General features: G+C 52.3%; 13 protein-coding genes and 4 pseudogenes. 8 read left to right on the top strand and 9 right to left on the bottom strand.

Annotated elements, in window-relative coordinates; translation table 11 throughout:
• Positions 1 to 95 precede the first annotated feature (95 nt).
• Both JCM12308_RS05785 and JCM12308_RS05790 read left to right on the top strand, forming a co-directional pair.
• Positions 96 to 1,025, top strand: coding sequence for a sulfite exporter TauE/SafE family protein (locus JCM12308_RS05785; protein WP_008549954.1), 930 nt, complete (start codon positions 96 to 98; stop codon positions 1,023 to 1,025).
• Positions 1,022 to 1,806, top strand: a pseudogene (locus tag JCM12308_RS05790) (TIGR02186 family protein). Before JCM12308_RS05785 ends, JCM12308_RS05790 begins: the two are co-directional and overlap by 4 nt.
• A gap of 86 nt (positions 1,807 to 1,892) precedes the next feature.
• Here JCM12308_RS05790 and pdeM read toward each other — a convergent pair.
• Complete coding sequence (pdeM, locus tag JCM12308_RS05795; RefSeq protein WP_174519182.1) at positions 1,893 to 2,564, bottom strand: ligase-associated DNA damage response endonuclease PdeM; 672 nt, start codon at positions 2,562 to 2,564, stop codon at positions 1,893 to 1,895.
• Between the two features lie 68 nt (positions 2,565 to 2,632).
• Positions 2,633 to 5,159, bottom strand: a pseudogene (locus JCM12308_RS05800) (ligase-associated DNA damage response DEXH box helicase).
• Between the two features lie 446 nt (positions 5,160 to 5,605).
• Here JCM12308_RS05800 and JCM12308_RS05805 point away from each other — a divergent pair.
• The 3 genes from JCM12308_RS05805 (at position 5,606) to JCM12308_RS05820 (ending at position 7,549) form a co-directional block, all read left to right on the top strand.
• On the top strand, positions 5,606 to 5,998 hold the full coding sequence (locus tag JCM12308_RS05805; protein WP_008549914.1) for a DUF6841 family protein: 393 nt from the start codon (positions 5,606 to 5,608) through the stop codon (positions 5,996 to 5,998).
• A gap of 259 nt (positions 5,999 to 6,257) precedes the next feature.
• Complete coding sequence (locus tag JCM12308_RS05815; RefSeq protein ID WP_054783133.1) at positions 6,258 to 6,881, top strand: 2-hydroxychromene-2-carboxylate isomerase; 624 nt, start codon at positions 6,258 to 6,260, stop codon at positions 6,879 to 6,881.
• A gap of 143 nt (positions 6,882 to 7,024) precedes the next feature.
• Positions 7,025 to 7,549: a hypothetical protein gene (locus tag JCM12308_RS05820; protein WP_054783134.1), complete on the top strand. Its 525-nt coding sequence runs from the start codon at positions 7,025 to 7,027 to the stop codon at positions 7,547 to 7,549.
• Positions 7,550 to 7,608: 59 nt separating this feature from the next.
• On the opposite strand, the gene JCM12308_RS05825 is transcribed toward JCM12308_RS05820, so the two are convergent.
• Together JCM12308_RS05825 and JCM12308_RS05830 are read right to left on the bottom strand one after the other, a co-directional pair.
• A complete protein-coding gene (locus JCM12308_RS05825) occupies positions 7,609 to 8,478 on the bottom strand; it encodes an acyl-CoA thioesterase (RefSeq protein WP_014284464.1) in 870 nt (289 codons plus the stop codon).
• A gap of 69 nt (positions 8,479 to 8,547) precedes the next feature.
• Positions 8,548 to 9,513 carry an alpha/beta hydrolase gene (locus JCM12308_RS05830; protein ID WP_054783135.1) on the bottom strand — a complete coding sequence of 322 codons (966 nt, stop codon included), beginning with the start codon at positions 9,511 to 9,513 and terminating at the stop codon, positions 8,548 to 8,550.
• A 204-nt stretch (positions 9,514 to 9,717) separates the two neighbouring features.
• Here JCM12308_RS05830 and JCM12308_RS05835 point away from each other — a divergent pair, with 204 nt between their 5' ends.
• Complete coding sequence (locus tag JCM12308_RS05835) at positions 9,718 to 10,122, top strand: secondary thiamine-phosphate synthase enzyme YjbQ (RefSeq protein ID WP_014284466.1); 405 nt, start codon at positions 9,718 to 9,720, stop codon at positions 10,120 to 10,122.
• 13 nt (positions 10,123 to 10,135) lie between these two features.
• On the opposite strand, the gene JCM12308_RS05840 is transcribed toward JCM12308_RS05835, so the two are convergent.
• The 3 genes from JCM12308_RS05840 to JCM12308_RS05850 form a co-directional block, all read right to left on the bottom strand.
• Positions 10,136 to 10,498: a hypothetical protein gene (locus tag JCM12308_RS05840; protein ID WP_054783136.1), complete on the bottom strand. Its 363-nt coding sequence runs from the start codon at positions 10,496 to 10,498 to the stop codon at positions 10,136 to 10,138.
• Positions 10,499 to 10,645: 147 nt separating this feature from the next.
• Positions 10,646 to 12,358, bottom strand: coding sequence for a sodium:solute symporter family transporter (locus tag JCM12308_RS05845; RefSeq protein WP_054783137.1), 1,713 nt, complete (start codon positions 12,356 to 12,358; stop codon positions 10,646 to 10,648).
• Entirely contained in the window at positions 12,355 to 12,651 is a 297-nt protein-coding gene (locus JCM12308_RS05850; protein WP_208609077.1) for a hypothetical protein, read from the bottom strand. Before JCM12308_RS05850 ends, JCM12308_RS05845 begins: the two co-directional genes overlap by 4 nt.
• Before the next feature lie 472 nt (positions 12,652 to 13,123).
• On the opposite strand from JCM12308_RS05850, the pseudogene JCM12308_RS05855 reads away from it, so the two are divergent.
• A pseudogene (locus tag JCM12308_RS05855) lies at positions 13,124 to 13,796 on the top strand (LuxR C-terminal-related transcriptional regulator).
• Between the two features lie 81 nt (positions 13,797 to 13,877).
• Here JCM12308_RS05855 and JCM12308_RS32965 read toward each other — a convergent pair.
• Positions 13,878 to 15,161 (bottom strand): ATP-binding response regulator, encoded by a 1,284-nt coding sequence (locus JCM12308_RS32965; RefSeq protein ID WP_373282340.1) that lies wholly within the window; start codon positions 15,159 to 15,161, stop codon positions 13,878 to 13,880.
• Positions 15,159 to 17,410, bottom strand: a pseudogene (locus JCM12308_RS32970) (PAS-domain containing protein); the annotation flags it as partial. The pseudogene JCM12308_RS32970 and the gene JCM12308_RS32965, both read right to left, overlap by 3 nt.
• Positions 17,411 to 17,810: 400 nt before the next feature.
• On the opposite strand from JCM12308_RS32970, the gene JCM12308_RS05865 reads away from it, so the two are divergent.
• Entirely contained in the window at positions 17,811 to 18,296 is a 486-nt protein-coding gene (locus JCM12308_RS05865; protein ID WP_208609078.1) for a hypothetical protein, read from the top strand.
• Positions 18,297 to 18,705 lie beyond the last annotated feature (409 nt).

Raw genomic sequence — 18,705 nt, forward strand, 5'->3', positions numbered from 1 at the left:
GCGTCTGGAATGGCGCTTAACACTCTACAATGTTGTTGGATAAAAGGTGACTCGGGGCGCTCTGTCAGGTCACCTGTGTTACCCGCGGTGCCACTTTGCAGATCTATCTACCCATTGCAGAACTGCCGATTAATGTCTTCATGATTTTCGCCATGGGCGGAACCGTCGGGTTCCTCTCAGGGCTGTTCGGCATTGGGGGCGGCTTCCTCCTTACACCGCTGCTCATCTTCTCCGGAATTCCGCCGGCAGTCTCCGTTGCGACCGTCACCACACAGATCGTCGCCAGCTCTGCATCTGGCGTTCTGTCCTACTGGCGCAAAGCGGGCATCGACTTCAAACTGGCAGGCGTGCTCCTGTGTTCCGGTGTGATCGGCTCGGCCCTCGGTGTCTGGATCTTCGGCATCCTGCAAAGACTTGGGCAGCTGGATCTGGTGATTTCACTGGCCTACGTCACCTTCCTCGGCACTATCGGTGTGTTGATGCTGGGTGAATCCATGAAAGCCATCATGCGCCGCAAGAGCGGCAAAGAACCCGCCGGGCGCAGACCCGGTCAGCACAACTGGGTTCACGGTCTGCCATTCAAAGTCCGTTTCCGCCGCTCCAAACTCTATGTGAGTGTTATCCCGATCTTCGGCATCGGCAGCTCTATCGGGTTCCTCGGCTCCGTCCTGGGCATCGGCGGCGGCTTCATGATGGTGCCTGCGCTCATCTATCTGCTGCGTGTACCAGCCAACATCGTGATCGGCACCTCTCTGCTGCAGATCCTCGCTACCATGGCCGTGGCAACCTTCCTGCATGCCATCAACACCCAGTCCGTGGACATCGTGCTCGCCCTCACGCTCATGATCGGCGGCGTCATCGGCGCCCAGTTCGGCGCACAGGTGGGGCAGGGCATGCGCGGCGAACATCTGCGCCTTGGCCTCGGCCTGCTGGTGCTACTTGTCGGCCTGCGTTTTGCGTTCAACCTTGTTGTGGAACCGGAAGATCTGTACTCCGTCAGCGTGATTGAGGAGCCAGTCAAATGAGGCTCGCACTCCAATCCCTGACCACACTGCTGACCGTCACGCTGATCGCATTCTCCGCTGCTGCACCGGCCCTTGCTGAGAAGCTGGTCTCAGCCGTCTCGTCCTCCCGCGTGGCCATCACCTCCAACTTCACCGGAACGGAGATCCTCGTTTACGGAGAGATCGCCAGAGACGCAGAAACCGTCTCCAGAACCGGCAATCAAGATGTGGTTGTGGTCGTAGAAGGCCCGCTGGAGCGCGTCACCACCTGGCGCAAGGATCGTATCCTCGGCCTCTGGATCAACGCCACCTCGCAGACCTACATCGCCGTGCCCAGCTTCTATGCTGTTCACGCCACCGATGATCTGCGCAACATCGCTTCAGAAGATTGGCTCAAGCAATACCGCATCGGGCTGGAGAACCTGCCGCTCGCAGCCCTGGGCACCCGTGCTCCGGCCACAGAGCGCAAAGCGTTTAAGGAAGCTTTCCTGCGCGACCGCGTGCAGCACGGCCTCTATTCGCAGATGTCCAAGTCCATCAACTTCCTAAGCCCGACCCTGTTCTCCACCACGGTTGACCTGCCAGCCACCATCCGACTGGCGACTACAAGGTAACAACCTTCCTCTTCAGTGGGGGCGTACTGCTGGATAGCCAGGAGCAAGTGCTGACCGTGGCCAAGATCGGCTTTGAGCAGGTGACATTCAACCTGTCTCGCCAGTATCCAGCTGTCTACGGTGCACTGGCCATCATTCTGGCCCTGTTCACCGGCTGGATCGCAGGCGTGATCTTCAAGAAAGACTAAGGCGTATCGCTGATAAGCAGCCACCGGTTTTCAGATAAGAAAAGCAGATAAGAGAAAAGGCCCTCAACTCAGAAGGGCCTTTTTTGTTAATCGCTTAAGAGCTTGGAAGCCGTGAACGGGAACAAGCGCCCGTTGCCCAGCATGAACACCGAAAACCGCTTCTGCGCAAACACATCCGTAAAGGCTCTGTCCATCACATTCAGGCCACCCGTCAGGGCACCAAAGGCTGGCAGTACTAGGCGGTTGCCGTTGGTCGCAAAGCAGGCTCTGCGAATGGTGCGGCCCATGCGGCGCACTTTGGCTGCTGGATGCAGGTGTCCGCAAATCTCACCACGCTCAGCGCCTTCCTTCGGCTCATGGCGGAAGCTGAGAGAACTGATAGACAGCTCCTCATAGCGCTCACCACAAATGTGGCTGGCAATCTCAGGGTCGTGGTTACCGGTGATCCAGATCCACTCACGCCCCAGCTGCATGGTCGCCAGCATGGCAAGATACGCCGCTGGCATGCGCTCGGAGCTTTCGCTGTCATGGAAGCTGTCACCCAGACAGATGACACGGCTAGGATTGAACAGATCAATCAGAGCTGCCAGCTTTTCCAGCGTGGCAGCCGTGTCATAAGGGGGCAACATAAGCCCCTTACTCTTGGCAATACTGGCTGCTTTTTCCAGGTGAAGATCAGAGACCACAAGGGTCCGTTCTTCTGGCCACCACAGGGCTCCACTGTCGTGAAGGCCAACAAGTTCTCTTGCGAGAGACAAGTCATGGCATACAGGAATAGGTTGACGATAACTCGGTTCTACTCGTGGCTGCAACTGACTGTTAAGTCTCACAATTGGGCCTCCAGTATCAAATCATCTGCTGCGTCCGCCAGCAGCGCTTCTGTCGCACTTCCAAATATAGGCTCTTTACCAATCTCAAGAAGAACCGGAACAGCCAATGGGGAAACACGACCCAAAGCACTATGCGTGATTCTTTTGTCGATACGAGAAAGAAAGTGACCTAAACGAGAGATATCCAGAAGTCCTGTTGCTGCATCCGTCCACGTTGCTTGTAAAAGCAAGTGGTCGGGCTCGTGTTCGTGCAGTACGTTATAAATAAGATCCGTATTTATAGTTATCTGCCGCCCGGTTTTCTCTTTACCGGGGTGGCGTCTTTCCACAAGACCAGAGATCATGGCACAATTTCTAAAGGTACGTTTCATCAAACTACTTTCAGCAAGCCACGCTTCAAGGTCGTCTCCAAGCATATCTTCTTCAAACAGCTCATCCAGCCGCAGGCGCCCGCTTTTAATCGCCAGCCCCATATCCCGCAGGCCCCAAAGGGCCAGAGAGTACTCCGTGGCCACAAACCCCAGCGGGTGCAGGCCAGCGCGCTCAAGGCGGCGTGTCAGCAGCATACCAAGCGTTTGGTGAGCCAATCTGCCTTCAAACGGATAGCACACCAGATAGTGTTTATCGTTCCGCGGAAAGGTCTCTACCAGTAGACGTTCATAATCTGGTAACTGTGATTTTTCTTTTTGTAGCTCCAACCATTCGCGAACCTGACCGGGCAAAGATGACCAAGTGTTAGGATCAGAGGCAAAATGTCGAACGCCTTCAGCAAGATAAGTACTGAGGGGGAATTTGCCTCCCTGATAGCTAGGGATCTTGGGATCCTGTGAGGAACTGCGAGACACATAGGCCTCACTTTCCTTAAGGCCTTCAAACTTCAGCACTTGCCCGGCAAACACGAATGTATCACCTACCGCAAGCTGCTCAATGAACCACTCTTCAATCTCACCCAGCATCTTGCCGCCAAATCCCAAGGGGCGTTTGCTGTTGGGTCCACGTGGCTTCACCTGCCGCACTTTAAGCGTGGCCGCATCCAGAATTGTGCCGGAGTTGAGCCGGTACTGCTGGGCAAATTGAGGGTGAGAAACGCGAAACAGCCCCTCTTTGGTTGGGCGCAGCTTGGCGTATCTGTCATAAGCCTTCAGTGCATAACCACCAGTGGCCACAAACTCCACAGCCTTCACAAACAGATCATAGTCCAGATAGCGATAGGACTGGCTGCTGATCACTTCCTCATAGAGCTTTTCAGGCTCAAAGGGAGCTGCACAGGCAACGCACATGATGTGCTGCGCCAGAACATCCAGTCCGCCCTGACGAAGGGGAGGGGTATCCTGCTCTCCAGCCTCTGAAGCTTCCAGTGCAGCCTGACACTCCAGCACCTCAAACCGGTTGGACGGCACCAGGATCGCCTTGGACGCCTCATTCATACGGTGATTGGCGCGGCCAATGCGCTGAGCCAGACGGCTGGCACCCTTGGGCGCGCCCACATTGATCACCAGATCGATATCACCCCAATCGATGCCCAGATCCAGTGAGGAGGTGCAGACAACCGCTTTCAGCTGACCTGCCGCCATATGCGCTTCCACCTTGCGGCGCTGGCCCACATCCAGCGAGCCGTGGTGCAGGGCAATTGGCAGTGTCTCTTCATTGATGCGCCAAAGCTCTTGAAACAACCGCTCAGCCTGAGAGCGCGTGTTCACAAACACCAGCGTGGTGTTGTGGGCTTTGATCTCCTCATAGATTTCCGGCAGGGCATAAATGCAGGAGTGACCTGACCACGGCAAACGCTCCTGCGTTTCCAAAATGCTGATATGTGGCTTGGCCCCACCTTTGGCCTGCACAATCTCAGCGTGGTGGACCTGTTGTGACAGCGGTTGCTCCACCAGATACGCCCGCAGATCATCCGGATGCGCAATGGTTGCAGAGAGCCCGATACAACGCAGGTTCGGCGCCAGCTTGCGCAAGCGGGTTAAAGCCAGCGCAAGCAGATCGCCGCGCTTGGAGGTCACCAGCTCATGCAGCTCATCCAGAATGACATACTGCAGATCAGCAAACAGCCGCTCGGCGTTCTTGTCAGAAAGCAGAAGCGAGATTTGCTCCGGTGTGGTCAGCAAGATGTCCGGAGGAATACGCTTCTGCCGCTGCTTCTTATGGCTTGGCGTATCGCCAGAGCGGGTCTCCAGTTTGATGGAAAGCCCCATCTCCTCAATCGGCACTTCAAGGTTCCGGTGAATGTCCGTCGCCAGAGCTTTAAGGGGAGACATGTAAAGCGTGTGCAATCCGCCTGAGACTGAGGACGCAGCTGCTCCCGGCTTTCGCGTCTCAACCTTCGTGCGTTGGTGCAGATCCACCAGATAGGCAGAAAGCCCGCAAGGTCTTACCGCCACCAGTAGGCGCGATCAAAAGCGCTGAGTTGCCAGAGGTCACCTTCTCAAACAATTCCAGCTGGTGCGCACGTGGTGCCCAGCCACGGCTGTCAAACCAGTTGGTGAAGACGGAAGGTAGGAAAGTGGTATCTGCCAACGACGAAATGTCCGATCCTGAAAACAGTTGAGCGCACTTTGCCACCAATGATCACATGTGCCAATCAGAAATGGGGCAAACCGAGAACATATTCAGTGTATCTCCGAAAAGTGGGCACTGGTTTTCGGATAAAGATACGCGTGAAACAACAGCTAAAGCAGCTCAAACGGTTAGGGTTTAAGGAGAGCTACTTTAGCGCAAGCCCGCAGGGAGGGGGATAAATCGATCCTGCTCAACTTAGGACTGTCAAACCATGAGATTTATTCTGTGATGTGGTTGGGGAACGGGCATAAAAAGCGGAAAATACCCATGAATTTTGTTTCCTTCTGAAAAAAGGACTGGCAAACTAAGCCCTATCCACGGCATATAAGGGAAAACGGGCTCCAGAGCCCGACCTACGTGAAAAATGCTGGCACATCAATAAGCTGGGAAAAGGGGCAGTCACTATGAGTGTTCAGGACGAAACAGAACTAATGCTCTCCGAGTTGTTTGATAGCTATGCAGATGCTTATGAGGACTATGACGCCGGGCAGATCGCAGATTGCTTCGCATTTCCATGCGTGATCTGGCAGCTGGAAGAAGGCCACGTCTTCAACGACAAAGCCGAACTCTGCGAGAACATCGAAGCGCTCCTCGAGGTGCACCGCGAGCATTATGTGACCTCTTCTATCTACGAAGTTGTCTCCTCCCACATTTCCGGCTCCACCGCGAGCGTCAGCCTCGACTGGCAGCAGGAAGATGACGAAGGCGAAACCATCTTCGATTTCACCTGCCACTACCTGCTCATCAACATCGAAGGCCAGTGGAAGATCGCAAGCATCGTGAACGAGCCTGCCTGATTGAATTCCTCTCAGGAATGAAGAATGAAGCTCCCATCCTTCAGGTTTGGGGGCTTTTTTGCATTTGAACGCACCAAAACCATAAAGAACGCAAACCAACGCACAAAAGAACGCAAACGGGATTTGGAGTGCGCAAACGGATATTTGCAGGCCTCATACGTAATGCGCGTTTTTGTGAACGCTTGTGCAGGGCTTACCCATTGAAATCCGGCTTTTTTTGCAACAGGATAAGCTCGACTGTATACAGTGAGGAACAATCATGACAGCACAGATCGATTACTTTTACACGCACCTGTCACCATGGGCATTTCTGGGTCATCAGGAGTTCCTGCGCATTGCGGAAAAGTATGATGTCACCGTGACCTTTCGCCCGGTCAACCTTGCTGTGTTGTTCCCGCTCACCGGTGGCCTGCCACTGGGCAAACGCCATCCGGCCCGCCAGAAGTACCGCTTCATCGAGCTTCAGCGCTGGGCAGAAAAGCGTGGCGTGACAATGAATTACAAACCAGCCCATTTCCCAACGGACATCGCATTGGCAGATGCCATCGCAATTCTGCTGCAGGAGCAGGGCGGCCCGGTTGGCGCTTATTCCCAGAAAGTGTTCGAAGCCGTCTGGCAAAAAGACCTTGATGCAGCCGGGGAGAACGTGCTCTCTGACATCCTCAAAGAGCTTGGCCTTGACGCGGATAACTTGATTGAGGCTGCCAAATCCGCCGATATGCTGGAAGCCTACACCGTCAACTCCCGCATGGCAGAAAAGGCAAACGCCGTCGGTTCCCCAACCTATCTGCTCAACTCCGAGCCATTTTGGGGACAGGATCGCCTCGAACTGCTGGAAGATGCGTTGAAAAGTGGCCGCGGCCCTTACGAAAGCCTCGAGTAGTCCCCATTTCACTCCTATGTCTGATCGGATGGTCAAGGCGCTCTGATTGCTGCTAAACTGAAAGCCATACCTGACAGCAGGTGTGGCACTGCAAGCATCTGACACCTTAACTCATTGATTTGAAACAGAGATGGGAAGAAGTCGTGAAACAGTCTTATCTGGCCAGTGGAATTCTCGCCCTCGCAATCGCGACGGGTGCACCAAGCGCATTTGCCGAAAGTGAGCCGGAAGTCCCCGTTCGCTTCGAAATGCAGGAGACGGATAACGGACTGCTGCGGCTCGACACCCGCACGGGGATAGTTTCCCTATGCTCCAACAAAGGCGACACACTTGTCTGCCAGCCTTCCATCGACGGTATTAAGGTCTACGAGGATGAAATCACCCGTCTGGAAGCAGAAAATGACAAGATGCGTCAGGAACTTAGACGTATCTCCGAAGCACTTGCTATCCTGACCGAAGAGGCTAGCATCGCCGCCATCAAACCCGAAACCGGCCTAGACCTCTCCCTCGCCAACCCCCAGGAAGAAGGCTGGTTCGGCAAAGAGGAAGAGCAAAAGCTCAATGAAGCACTGGAGTTTACCGAAAACGCCATGCGCCGTTTCTTCTCTGTTGTTGAAGAAATGAAGGACGATCTCCAAAAGGACGAGCAGTCCGGCTCTACCAACTGAGCGGGCATAAAAAAACCGCCTTCACAGGAAGGCGGTTTCTAATTCCTTGATCACAAAGATTATTGGCTCTGCAATGCCACCAATGCAGTGCGGAAATCTTCAGTCAGCGGAACAGTCTTACGGCTGTTCAGGTCCATGCTGATGGACACCTGATCACACACCGCAGCCAGTCGCTTAGTCCGCGCCTCAAACAAATGATGGCGGATTGTAAACGTGTTTTCCTGCACACTGGTCAGCGTAGAAATCACCTGCACCATATCACCCAGCTTCAACGGGCTGATCCAGGAAAGCTTCTGCTCCAGCGCAACACGGCCATACTCGTTCTCATCCAGCCACGCCGTATTCATCGGCGTCCGTTCCCAAACATGGGCAGCAGCATCAGAGAAGCAGGAAAGCGCAAACGCATCTTCCGCCTTCTGCTCAGCGTTCAGATGACGTGGCAGAACAGTAGAGCGACCAGTAATCATCGCACCGCTCTTCAGTAAATCATCAACAGTCGGCTTACCGGAAAACGGGCTAGGAGAGATGCCACGTGGAACCGCTGGCTTGGAGATGTTCTCTTCAACGTCTTTAAAGCGAGCACGAAGTTGCTTTGCAGAGGAAGGGTTTGGCGTGTAGCCATCAATCGCGGTCGCGCAGATTTCCCCGGTTGAGCCTTCAATCATTTCATGCACAACGGAGAGCATGTGAGGGCCATCGAAAGCCACGTAAGACTTAACTGTAATCAGCGATGCAGCAACCAACTCTGCATGATAACGCACGTGCCGAACCCGGCGCGCACCAACCAGTGCTTCGCTAAATCCGGTCAGCATTCTAAATTGACGGTCAGCTTCTTCAAACTTGGAGAAGTAAAACTGCACGTTCAGATGGTCGTTCTCGTCGCATTCCCATGTATTCACAAACGAGAGAAGTGTTTCTAAGCTTGCCATATCCAACCCTTTGTGCAGCCTCGGTCCATAAGCGCTACTGCGATACCCCACTAATTATTAACAATTAGCTCAGGTCGAACCGAATTTCGTCCGAAAAAAACTATCTATCCTTTGGGTGCTCAGCTTGGCAAGAGCAAGATCAAAACTTTGAAAAACATGACATCCATGGGGATAAACCTCAAGTGAGGCGTCCACTCCAGCCGATTTCAACCGTGATGCGAGAAAACAAGTATCATCCAGTAGGGGATCTTCTGTACCTACACTTAACAGTGTCGGCGGCATTCCTTCCAGCCGGGCATAGAGCGGGGAGATCTGAGGATCATCGGGGCTTTCTTCTCCCATCAAAAAATGCTTTCCAAACATCCGCATATCCCGCGTGGTTGGAAACAAGACCTCATTTCCCCACAAACGAGCAGAGGGCGTCAGGCCGATATCATACCATCCTGATAGTAAAACCAATGCTTTAAAGGGAACCATACCGTGTTTATCACGCAGTCGTAGTGCGGTTATCAGAGCCAGAGTTGCCCCCGCGCTTTCCCCTGTCAGGCCAAAGCTACTCCATCCAAATCTGCTTGCCCCTTCATTCAAAATCCAATGACAGGCCGCCTCACAATCATCCGGCCCCTGCGGAAAAGGACACTCCGGTGCAAGCCGATACTCAACGGAAACCACGTCTAATCCGGTGTTTTTTGCCATCTCTTCAAGATAGGGATCCTGAAAAGCGGCTGAACCAAAAACAAACCCACCACCATGAAAATGAACAATAACGCCCTTTGATGAATTTTCGTCAGCTCTGAACAAGCGCAGTGAGATTGGCCCGTGTGGTCCTTCAATCTCCAGCTCCTCTGCATTCTCGGAGTAGGTAGGGATCGGAAAGGCACCCAGCCCTTGCAGTCGGCGCTCACGGGTAACAGAAGGGGGAAAACTCCATTGATCAGGGAGCGCTCGCAGCTGCTCCGTCATTTCCTTGTTAAATGCCTTTGCTTCTGCGGCAGCCTCTTGACTTATCGACAGAGGGGCGAAATTCTCAGCCATGTAGTTTCTCCGGAAGCGACAATAAACAGTTGCCAATATGTTTGTTATAGAAGTTGTCGCGCAATCTCGCGTCAAAGACAACGACACGATCTTAATTAACTAATAATAAGGGGATGGGTTTCCAGCATGTCGGGTTGGTCGAAAACAAAGAATAGCTGCGAAGTCTGGACCATTGATAGCGGCCAGACACAACTCTCCCAGTCTATGGGACGACTGGTCTTCATGACACAAGGTCTCGGCTTTTATGAAGTCACCAACGAGATCCGCGAGTGGGCGAAGTCTGTCCAGCTCAAAGATGGCCTGCTCACCTTGTTTGTCCGCCACACCTCTGCATCTGTCACCATACAGGAAAACGCTGACCCAACCGTCTTGCAGGACCTGCAAAAGGCCCTTGCAAACGTAGCGCCGGAGAACGGTGGTTGGCTTCATTCCTATGAAGGTCCGGATGATATGCCCGCCCACATCAAAACCATGCTGACTGGAGTTTCCTTGCAAATTCCAGTGGTTGATGGGGATCTGGATCTGGGCACCTGGCAGGGTATTTACCTGATCGAGCATAGAAGAGCGCCACACCGACGCTCAATGACCCTGCATTATCTTGGCTCATAACCCCAGTTTCAGATCAATCTGAGAAACTGGCAACAACGCTGACAAACCAAAGCCCCAAAGCAACCACCATCGCGCGCTTGGAATACTCATGGTAGGCCGTGCGCAATGCATCGCTGTGCAGTCTGTTGGGGTCTTGGCTGCTGCTGTCCTGGCTTTTGATCAGGGCCCACGCATCATCGCCATCATTCTTGTTGAATGGCATGTTCCAGGCTTTGTAAACAAGAGCAGCACTCAAAGCGATTGCAAGCATGGCGCCTGCGCGAAATGAACTGGCCGGATCAAAGCTGAGCGCAGCCATAATGAAAAGCACGCCAAGGCAGTAAAATCCGCAAATACGGGCAACGCTGGCACGGGCAGCACGTTGTAAAGCGTCCATAGGTTTCTCCTAGGCTTCTATTGGAGATAAACTATAAACGCAGCTCTATTGAATTCGACTTATCGAAAGTTGCAAACTGGAATTGGCGTAAATGGACTGCAAACGCCCTCTAGTAGATGTAATGGTTTGATTAGAACTTTCTGAAAATTACGTCTTAATCTCTATGAGTTCTTCTGGTTTATCCTTGTCAGAATTCTCAGGGATATCTATCGTAAGATCTCGTTCATCTGGCTGCTCAAGCAAACTTGCGAGGTGAAAATGGCGTTCATCTTCAGAAAAAGTGACGTAACTAAGTGAAATGCCAACCGTAAAACTTAAGAAGGCAGCAAGCAAACCGCCCATCTCCGCTGGGAAGCCAAACCAGAACCCTGTCGATCCGCTCTTAACTGCAATCGCATAAAGCACAGTCGCCAGAATACCTGCCAGCATTGCGCTATAAGCCGCAGTTGCATGGAAGCGGCTCCACCAACATGAGAGGATTAGAGCCGGGAAGAAGGTCGCGGCTGCAAGTGACAACGCAAAAGCCAACATATCCAGGAAGAGTAGGCTTTGGCTGTAGGTGAGATAGGTGACAAAGGCACAAACCCCCAGCACCACAAGGCGGGCCAGCACGATTTTCTGGCTCAATGAAGCTTTTGGCAAAGCAAAGGTCTCAATCAGATCTCTGGAGATGCTGGTGGACAGAGCCATCAGCAAAGCAGAACTGGCTGCCAATGCTGCCGCGACAATGCCAGAGCGGATCAAAGCTGCGATCAGACCGCTCTGACTGCCTTGATCAAGCGCATTGGGACCAAGCAGACTTTGCAGTCGTTCATCAGCCAGAAGCAGGAAGTAGGCCGAGCCGATCACCATCAGCAGAAGGAGGAAAGAAAGAGAGTATCCGGCAGCTCTCCTCGAGTCTGATGAGCTCTCCGTACCCTGAAACTTGCTGAGCAGATGCGGTAAGCTCGCCATTCCAACAGCAAAGAATAGCGCTGTTCCGATTAAAGGCCATAGGCCACCTGCATAGGGGCCTTGGGTCAGGAACCAACCAATGCTGGTGTTTTCGATGTCAATAATTGCAGCGAGTTGAGTGTTCAACGATGTTCCAACGACACTCGTAAACTCAGCACCCTCTACCACGAGAGGAGCGGTGAGCTGATCCAGAACAAGCAGGATGACAGGGGACAGGCACGCAAACACCATCAGCACCCCCTGAAGTGCCTGCGTCCACACAGCCGCGCTGACACCACCTAAGACCACGGATATCAGCAGCACAGCTGCAAAAAGAAGAATGCCGGTTGTTGCTGTTGCTCCAAGAGAGGTGGCAAGCACTTGTCCTCCAATAAGCATTTCAGCACACAGTAAAGGAACAGCCACCAGAACAAGCAGTCCACTTGCAACCAATCGAACCAGATTGCTTTGTAAGCGCACACCCAGAAACTCAGGAATGGTTGCAGAACCAAACTTTCTGAGCGGTGATGCAAACAAGACTGCGCACAGAACCAGACTGCTCACCCAGCCGAGAATGATTGGAAAGCTCACATACTCTGGTAGAAAGATTAGGGAGAGAAAGAGCGGAAAGAAACTTCCACCAACAAAACAAGCTGCCAAAGTAATGCCGGTTAGCCCTGCGGGTACATTTTTACCACCCCAGTGAAACTCGGTGAGCTTCATGGTTCTGGCAAGGATACCAACCATGGCAAACACCAGCAAAGGCAGCAGGGCCATCAGCGCTTCGATCAGCACCACCACAACACCAGCTTTCTCCATAACAGCCAATAGACCCGTCAGTAGGAACAGGGCCAGAGCAAAAAGGGAAAGTGCAAGCGGAATGCCTTTGTATTGCGACGGATGGGGATCAAGGCTTGAAAGACTCATGGCTTGCCTCCCTGACGTTTGGAAGCGCCAGTACTGCCTTCATCAAGCCGATCTTGTGCACCGCAGAACCATGAGATTAAAATGCTGGCGGCAAAAAACAGGATGCATCCCCACACATAGCTGTTTGAAAGAGAACCAAAAAGTCCATTCAACGTCTCTTGGGATGCGCCTTGCCCCTTGGACGGAGCGCCGTAGTAAATCGCCAGACAGAAGAAGATGAGCCAGAGTGTGAGGGTTGCGGCCATGAGCGCACGGGTTTTGGTCCAATAGGCGACTCTATTTGGTGTACGCACTCCCACCTCCAGTAATGCTTACTCAACGTATACATACTCTACAGTGCCCAAAGCGAACCGCTAGACTAAAATTCTACTACCTAATACTAATCCCCAATCCTCGAAGCACTGAAAGCAGAAAAACATCGACAATTTGCGACCCATACTTTGGGCGCAACTATTGAGATCTGTGCATGCCTTCTTGCAATATCTTAATGATTACTGGTTGTTTTGTCGTAAAAGTGCATGAGATGGGTGAAAACAATCAACTTCATGCTTGCCAGCACCTCCTTGTTTCGCATAATGCTTTTGTATAGGGGGTTGCGATCAATGAGACTCTGCGGAGTTCACTGGTTGTGAAAAATCTATCGTGGCGTTTTGGGAGAGCTGCGAAATTCTCGCTCATGCTCCTGAGGCGTCGAAAACTGTATGTCTGATGATCGTATTTCGATGAGACGGATCGAAGACCATTGGAAACAGTCCACGACAAGAAATGGAGGAGCACAGCGTGCACAACGCGGTCCACCGCTTTATTATCGCTGATGACCACCCGCTGTTCCGTGGTGCAATGCGTCAAACAATCGAGAAGCAATTCGCGTCGGTAAAGATTATTGAGGCTGGGAGCTTGATGAAGTTACCGCAGCTCTCGATCGGGAGGAAGACGTAGACATGATCCTTCTGGATCTGTCCATGCCGGGCATGCGAGGTTCTCTGGTTTAATGTACTTGCGTGCTCAATATGTGGGTGTGCCAATTGTCGTCGTTTCAGGAACAGAAGATCCGACCACAATTCGCAGTGCCATTGAGTTTGGCGCGTCCGGGTATATTCCAAAGTCACTTGGTATTGATGTTATTCAGGATGGTGTTTCTGTTGTTCTGGAGGGAGGCGTTTGGATTCCACCGGACATCGATCTGAACACCGTTGATGAAGCAACCAAAATGGCTCAGCGTCTTGCATCGCTGACACCGCAGCAGGTGCGGGTGTTGATGATGCTTTCGCAAGGTTTGCTGAACAAGCAGATCGCCTACGAACTGTCCGTATCTGAAGCGACTGTCAAAGCACACGTTTCTGCGATCTTGCAGAAGCTGGGCGTTGAAAGCCGTACACAGGCAGTGATCGCAGCGGCGAAGATTGAAGCGGGTCAGTGGCAAAGTATTGCTGGCTGATCAGGCTTTGATATGAATTACGAAAAAAGGCGCTCTCCGGAGCGCCTTTTTTGTTGAGCCAATGAAGGAAACGATTGCTGATCAGCTCTCCCCAAGCGCTGCTTTGCATCGCATCAGATGGGCTCGAAGAACAGCAGGCTTGAGTGGCTTGTGGATCATCTCCATATCCTTGTCAGTTGCTTCCGCGCGGACCTCAGCTGTTCTGTCAGCTGTAATTAGCATAGCAGGGAAGTGAACACCAAACTTCCAGCGCAAATGCACCACTGCTTCAATGCCGGTGCCCTGATCCAGATGATAATCCGCCAGAATAATATCTGGCTGCGTTTTGCTGGAGTAGATCACCTTAGCCGCTTCCTGCGCATTTGGAGCCGTGACCACATTACACTTCCATGTGCGCAGGAGGGATTCCATGCCCTCCAGAATTTGCGGTTCATTGTCGATAGCCAGAACATTGAGGCCTGCCAGCTGGCTTACGATAGCCCGCGGCTGTGCCTGCTTCTCAGCCACTGGCACACTCATGGCTTCTTTAATCGCGACAGAGAAGCGGGAGCCTTTGCCATCCTGTGACTTGAGCGCAACGTTCAAACCCAGCACCTTGCTGATCCGCTCAACAATGGAGAGGCCAAGGCCGAGGCCGGATGCAATGCGAGCACCATCATCAAGACGGCGGAATTCCTTGAAGATCAGCTCCTGCTGTTTTTCCGGAATGCCTATACCGCTGTCATAGACCTCGATGTTGGCCATGTTGTTCTTCGTCTTACGAACACCAACAACAACGCCACCTTTCGTGGAGTACTTCAGGCCGTTGGAGATCAGGTTCTGCAGCAACCGGCGCAACAGGCGGCGATCAGAGCGGACGCAAACATCTGTACTCCGGATTTTGAGCTTCAGGCCTTTCTCTTTAGCAATCGGCGTAAACTCAACCCGCAGCGGATTGAGTATGTCATCAAGACGGAAAGTCGAAATCTCAGGTTTGAAGGCCCGCGTATCAAGCCGCGAGATATCCAGCACTGCACCGATGATCTCTTCCACGGACTCAAGAGAGGCCTCAATATTGCTTACCAGCTTCCGGTCTTCTGGGTCACCATCTGTGAAACGGTCAGTGAGGGTAGAAGAATAGAGCCGTGCAGCATTGAGCGGTTGAAGAATATCGTGGCTGGCAGAAGCAAGGAAGCGGGTTTTATCCTGATAGGCCAGCTCTGCCGTCTTCTTGGCTGCTTCCAACTGCTCATTCACCTTGGTCAGCTCTTCGGTACGGTCCCGAACGCGCTGCTCCAGATTCTCATTCGCCCGTGCTAATGCTTCTTCTGCCAACACGCGCTCTGTGATGTCCGTGTAGCTGGTCACCAAGCCGCCGTAAGGCATTGGACTAGTCCGAACTTCCAGAACCGTACCAGCACTCACCAGATGCTCCTGATAAGTCTCCTGCCGATTGATGAAGTTGTGCATGCGAAGGCCGACGATTTCATCGACGCCCCATCTCCAAACTCACCCGCCTCGGCAATGTGTCGGATCATCTCTTCAAGCGAGGTGCCCACCTGACCAAACTTAGCTGGCAACATCAGCATCTCACGATACTGCCGGTTCCAGCAGATCAGGCGGAGATCCTTGTCGTAAACGGAGATACCCTGACGAACCTGGTCCAACGCAATTTGCAGAAGGTCACGGTTGTATTGAATGGCCTCAGTCGCATCATCGAGCAGCTTGATCGCTTCCTGTGTACCCGGGTCACGGCGCTTCAGCAGCAAGGACAAGACAAGGCGGGCAGAGGCTGAACCGATCGCACTGGCAAGCAGCTGCTCGGAGAACCTTAGAATGACAGCATCGGCTTCTTCTTTACTGTCGATCGTGATGCGGTGTTCAGCAGCATACGTATCAAAAGAGCGCTGCGTCCGTTCTTCGCCCACATAGCGGGAGATGGTCGCCTGAAGGTCACCAACAGTAATAGTAGTCCGCAGCTTCCGTAGGGCAGGCGCCTGCGTAATACCGGTTGGCACAAAAGTGTTCGCCTGAATGCGCTCAATGGCGGTTGGCTGACGGGTCAGAGAGAAAGCCACATAAAATACAAGACCGGCGACAAGGCTCCACAGCACACCGTGAACGAATGGATCTACATCCAGATAAAGCAACGCTTCTGGCTTGAGGATCTCAATACCGAATGGTCCGTTGTTCAAAATGGTGGCGCCAAAGATGTTCTCCCGCGCAAATACCGGCAGTAGCAAGGTGTAAAACCAAACTGTGAAGCCAGCGAGCATGCTTGCAATTGCCCCACGTGCATTTGCTCTGCGCCAGATCAGACCACCAATGAAAGAAGGAGCAAACTGCGCAATAGCTGCGAACGAAAGTAAGCCAATGCTGGAAAGAGCAGCACTGTCACCGGCAACGCGGTAGTAGACATAGCTTCCAAGAATGACGAGGAAGATGGACATACGCCGAATGCCCAGCACCAACTGGCTCATATCCTCACCAGAGGTGGAGATGATCTCATCTTCACTGCGCCGGCGCAGTATGATCGGCATCACCAGATCGTTAGAGACCATAATCGACAGTGCAACTGTGGTCACGATCACCATAGCGGTTGCGGCTGATAGACCACCGATGAACACAAGCAAAGTCAGCCAGTCCGCATCATATGCACGAGGCAGAGCCAGCACGAACATGTCAGGATCAACTGTGTTGCCCAGAATGGTCAGGCCAGCAAGAGCGATAGGAACAACAAACAGGTTGATGGCGATCAGGTAGCTTGGGAACAGCCACGTTGCTCGCTTCAGTTCCGCTTCGCTGTTGTACTCAGTGACTGTCACATGGAACTGGCGCGGCAGCAGAACTATAGAGAATAGAGAGAGCAGCGTGATCACTGCCCACTTGCTGGCATTGATGTTTGTGAACAGATCCTGCGAGCTGTTGGTATTGGCAAAGGAGGCGTGCAGCAGATCCCACGGGCCATCAAAGAGCATGAAGGTGACCCAGATGCCGATTGCAAGGAAGGCCACAAGCTTGACGACCGCTTCCGTCGCAATGGAAAGCATCAGGCCTTCCTGGTGCTCCGTTGCATCAATATGGCGTGTACCAAACAACCAGGTGAATACCGCCATGAAGATGGCGATCATCAGTGTTTCATCACCAAAGATTGAGATCTCAGCATCATCCAGCGACAGCAACGGGTGCAGCACAATAGTGCCCACAGAAAGGTCCAGCGCTTTCAGTTGCAATGCGATGTAAGGGATCATGCCGATGAAGGCGATAAGCGTAACGATCGCACCAACCATCGGGTTCTTGCCATAACGGGCGGCGATAAAGTCAGCAACGGAAGTGATCTTTTCTGCCTTTGCCAGCTGGATGACCCGCAGGATCAACGGGTACCCAAAAGCAAACATCAAAATGGGGCCGAGGTAGATAGCAATAAACTCGAAACCATTTCGGGAAGCAGATCCGACGGATCCAAAAAATGTCCATGATGTACAGTAGACCGACAGCGAGAGGGCATAGATCAGTGGCCGCCCTCTGGTCTTCTTAACGCGGGTTTTTGCGACTTTGTCACCGTAGCTCGCGATAACAAATAAGAGCAGTATGTATGCCAAAGCGACAAGGACTACGATCCAACCTTGAAGCATGCTTCCCCCGCCGGACTGGTGCGTCCGTTACTTCCATTAAATGTTTTTTGTCTCTCAATATTGCACAGTTGACCGATCTTTTGCGAAAGGCAAGAGTTCAATATGAGTTATTGCGTCTTTGTAACTGTAGAATTTTCTGACCTCGACGAAAGGCTATGAGTTGGGACAACAACGCAATTCTACAAAAGAGAACAGGCAAGGGGCCTTTGAAAATATTGAGAAAGTTTCTCTCGATAGTCCAAGCTGGCTGAAGCGCCTTTATGCGTTCTTCTTTTATAGATCCGACCTTGATACCCTCGATAAATTAAAGGGGTATTTAGGGCGTAGTGCGGCCTATCTCACACACAAGAATGTTCAGGAATATTCACGTTCTCGCGCCGGTGTTCATTGGAAAGCTTTGTTGGACGAGGAAGAGTTCCAACAAGCGTTGGAAAGTTCCCGCTGGAACTCGTTTTCAATCACTGTCGAGCTGGTTGGTGAGATGGCACTCATCGTGCTGCGCCAGAAAACCAGAATAGATCCACAGGATCTGGCGGGAATGATCGGCCAGTTGCTCAAAGAGATCATCGTTGAGCATCAGGAAGCCTCAGTTTGCTCTTCGCAGGAGTGGAATGCGGCAGCACTCAACATGCAAACCAAAATGCGAACAGACGCCCTAGTGCCTTCCAGAAACGTTGCGGACATTGCAGCAATGCATGTCTCGAAGATTTTCTGCAGTCTTCCAATCCATAAACGGCTGCATGGTCACGACGAGCTGTTGCTGCTGAATGGTCTGCGTTTGAACCTGCTGCAGCTGCAACATGAGTTCTCTATCCGCGCAAATTGCAAGGCGCTTTCAGAACTGGCGAAAAACCATCAGATGCGCTCTCCAGATCCTGATTTATGATCAGCGAAATATTATTTCAAACAGCACCGGCGACTCAAACAACTGCCTTCGATACCGTGTGTTTTGGAATGAAAACCGCCTGCATCGGTGGAAAACCTAGGCTTTGGGGAAGATATATCCTGCGACATATACGCGCCGTATAGGTGAACACGCTTACTACTTTTGGTTTACTCTATTTAGTCTTATTCCAAATTTGGCAATGATTTTGCGCGAGCACCTGAGAATTGTAAAATAATATTTTCCGTAAACTAACCTAAGGGTTCTCAGGGTTTTGTAGCGCTTGTAAGGCCAATCGGTAGGCATGCATGCTGTGTTTGAGACCTCTTACAGCTCTAAGTTTGCACGCCTAGGTTTAGAGAACGCATGTCTCCTACTTAATATATCAACAAATTTAAGGGAATTAATCGTT

This window comes from Pseudovibrio denitrificans JCM 12308 (genome assembly GCF_001310815.1).
Taxonomy (GTDB): Bacteria; Pseudomonadota; Alphaproteobacteria; order Rhizobiales; family Stappiaceae; genus Pseudovibrio; species Pseudovibrio denitrificans.

Excerpts from the sequence above, each read along its gene's own strand:
- JCM12308_RS05805 (WP_008549914.1), top strand. The coding sequence starts at position 5,606 with ATGAGTGTTCAGGACGAAACAGAACTAATGCTCTCCGAGTTGTTTGAT.
- JCM12308_RS05815 (WP_054783133.1), top strand. The coding sequence starts at position 6,258 with ATGACAGCACAGATCGATTACTTTTACACGCACCTGTCACCATGGGCA.
- JCM12308_RS05825 (WP_014284464.1), bottom strand. The coding sequence starts at position 8,478 with ATGGCAAGCTTAGAAACACTTCTCTCGTTTGTGAATACATGGGAATGC.
- JCM12308_RS05830 (WP_054783135.1), bottom strand. The coding sequence starts at position 9,513 with ATGGCTGAGAATTTCGCCCCTCTGTCGATAAGTCAAGAGGCTGCCGCA.
- JCM12308_RS05835 (WP_014284466.1), top strand. The coding sequence starts at position 9,718 with ATGGGACGACTGGTCTTCATGACACAAGGTCTCGGCTTTTATGAAGTC.
- JCM12308_RS05840 (WP_054783136.1), bottom strand. The coding sequence starts at position 10,498 with ATGGACGCTTTACAACGTGCTGCCCGTGCCAGCGTTGCCCGTATTTGC.
- JCM12308_RS05845 (WP_054783137.1), bottom strand. The coding sequence starts at position 12,358 with ATGAGTCTTTCAAGCCTTGATCCCCATCCGTCGCAATACAAAGGCATT.
- JCM12308_RS32965 (WP_373282340.1), bottom strand. The coding sequence starts at position 15,161 with ATGCCTTACGGCGGCTTGGTGACCAGCTACACGGACATCACAGAGCGC.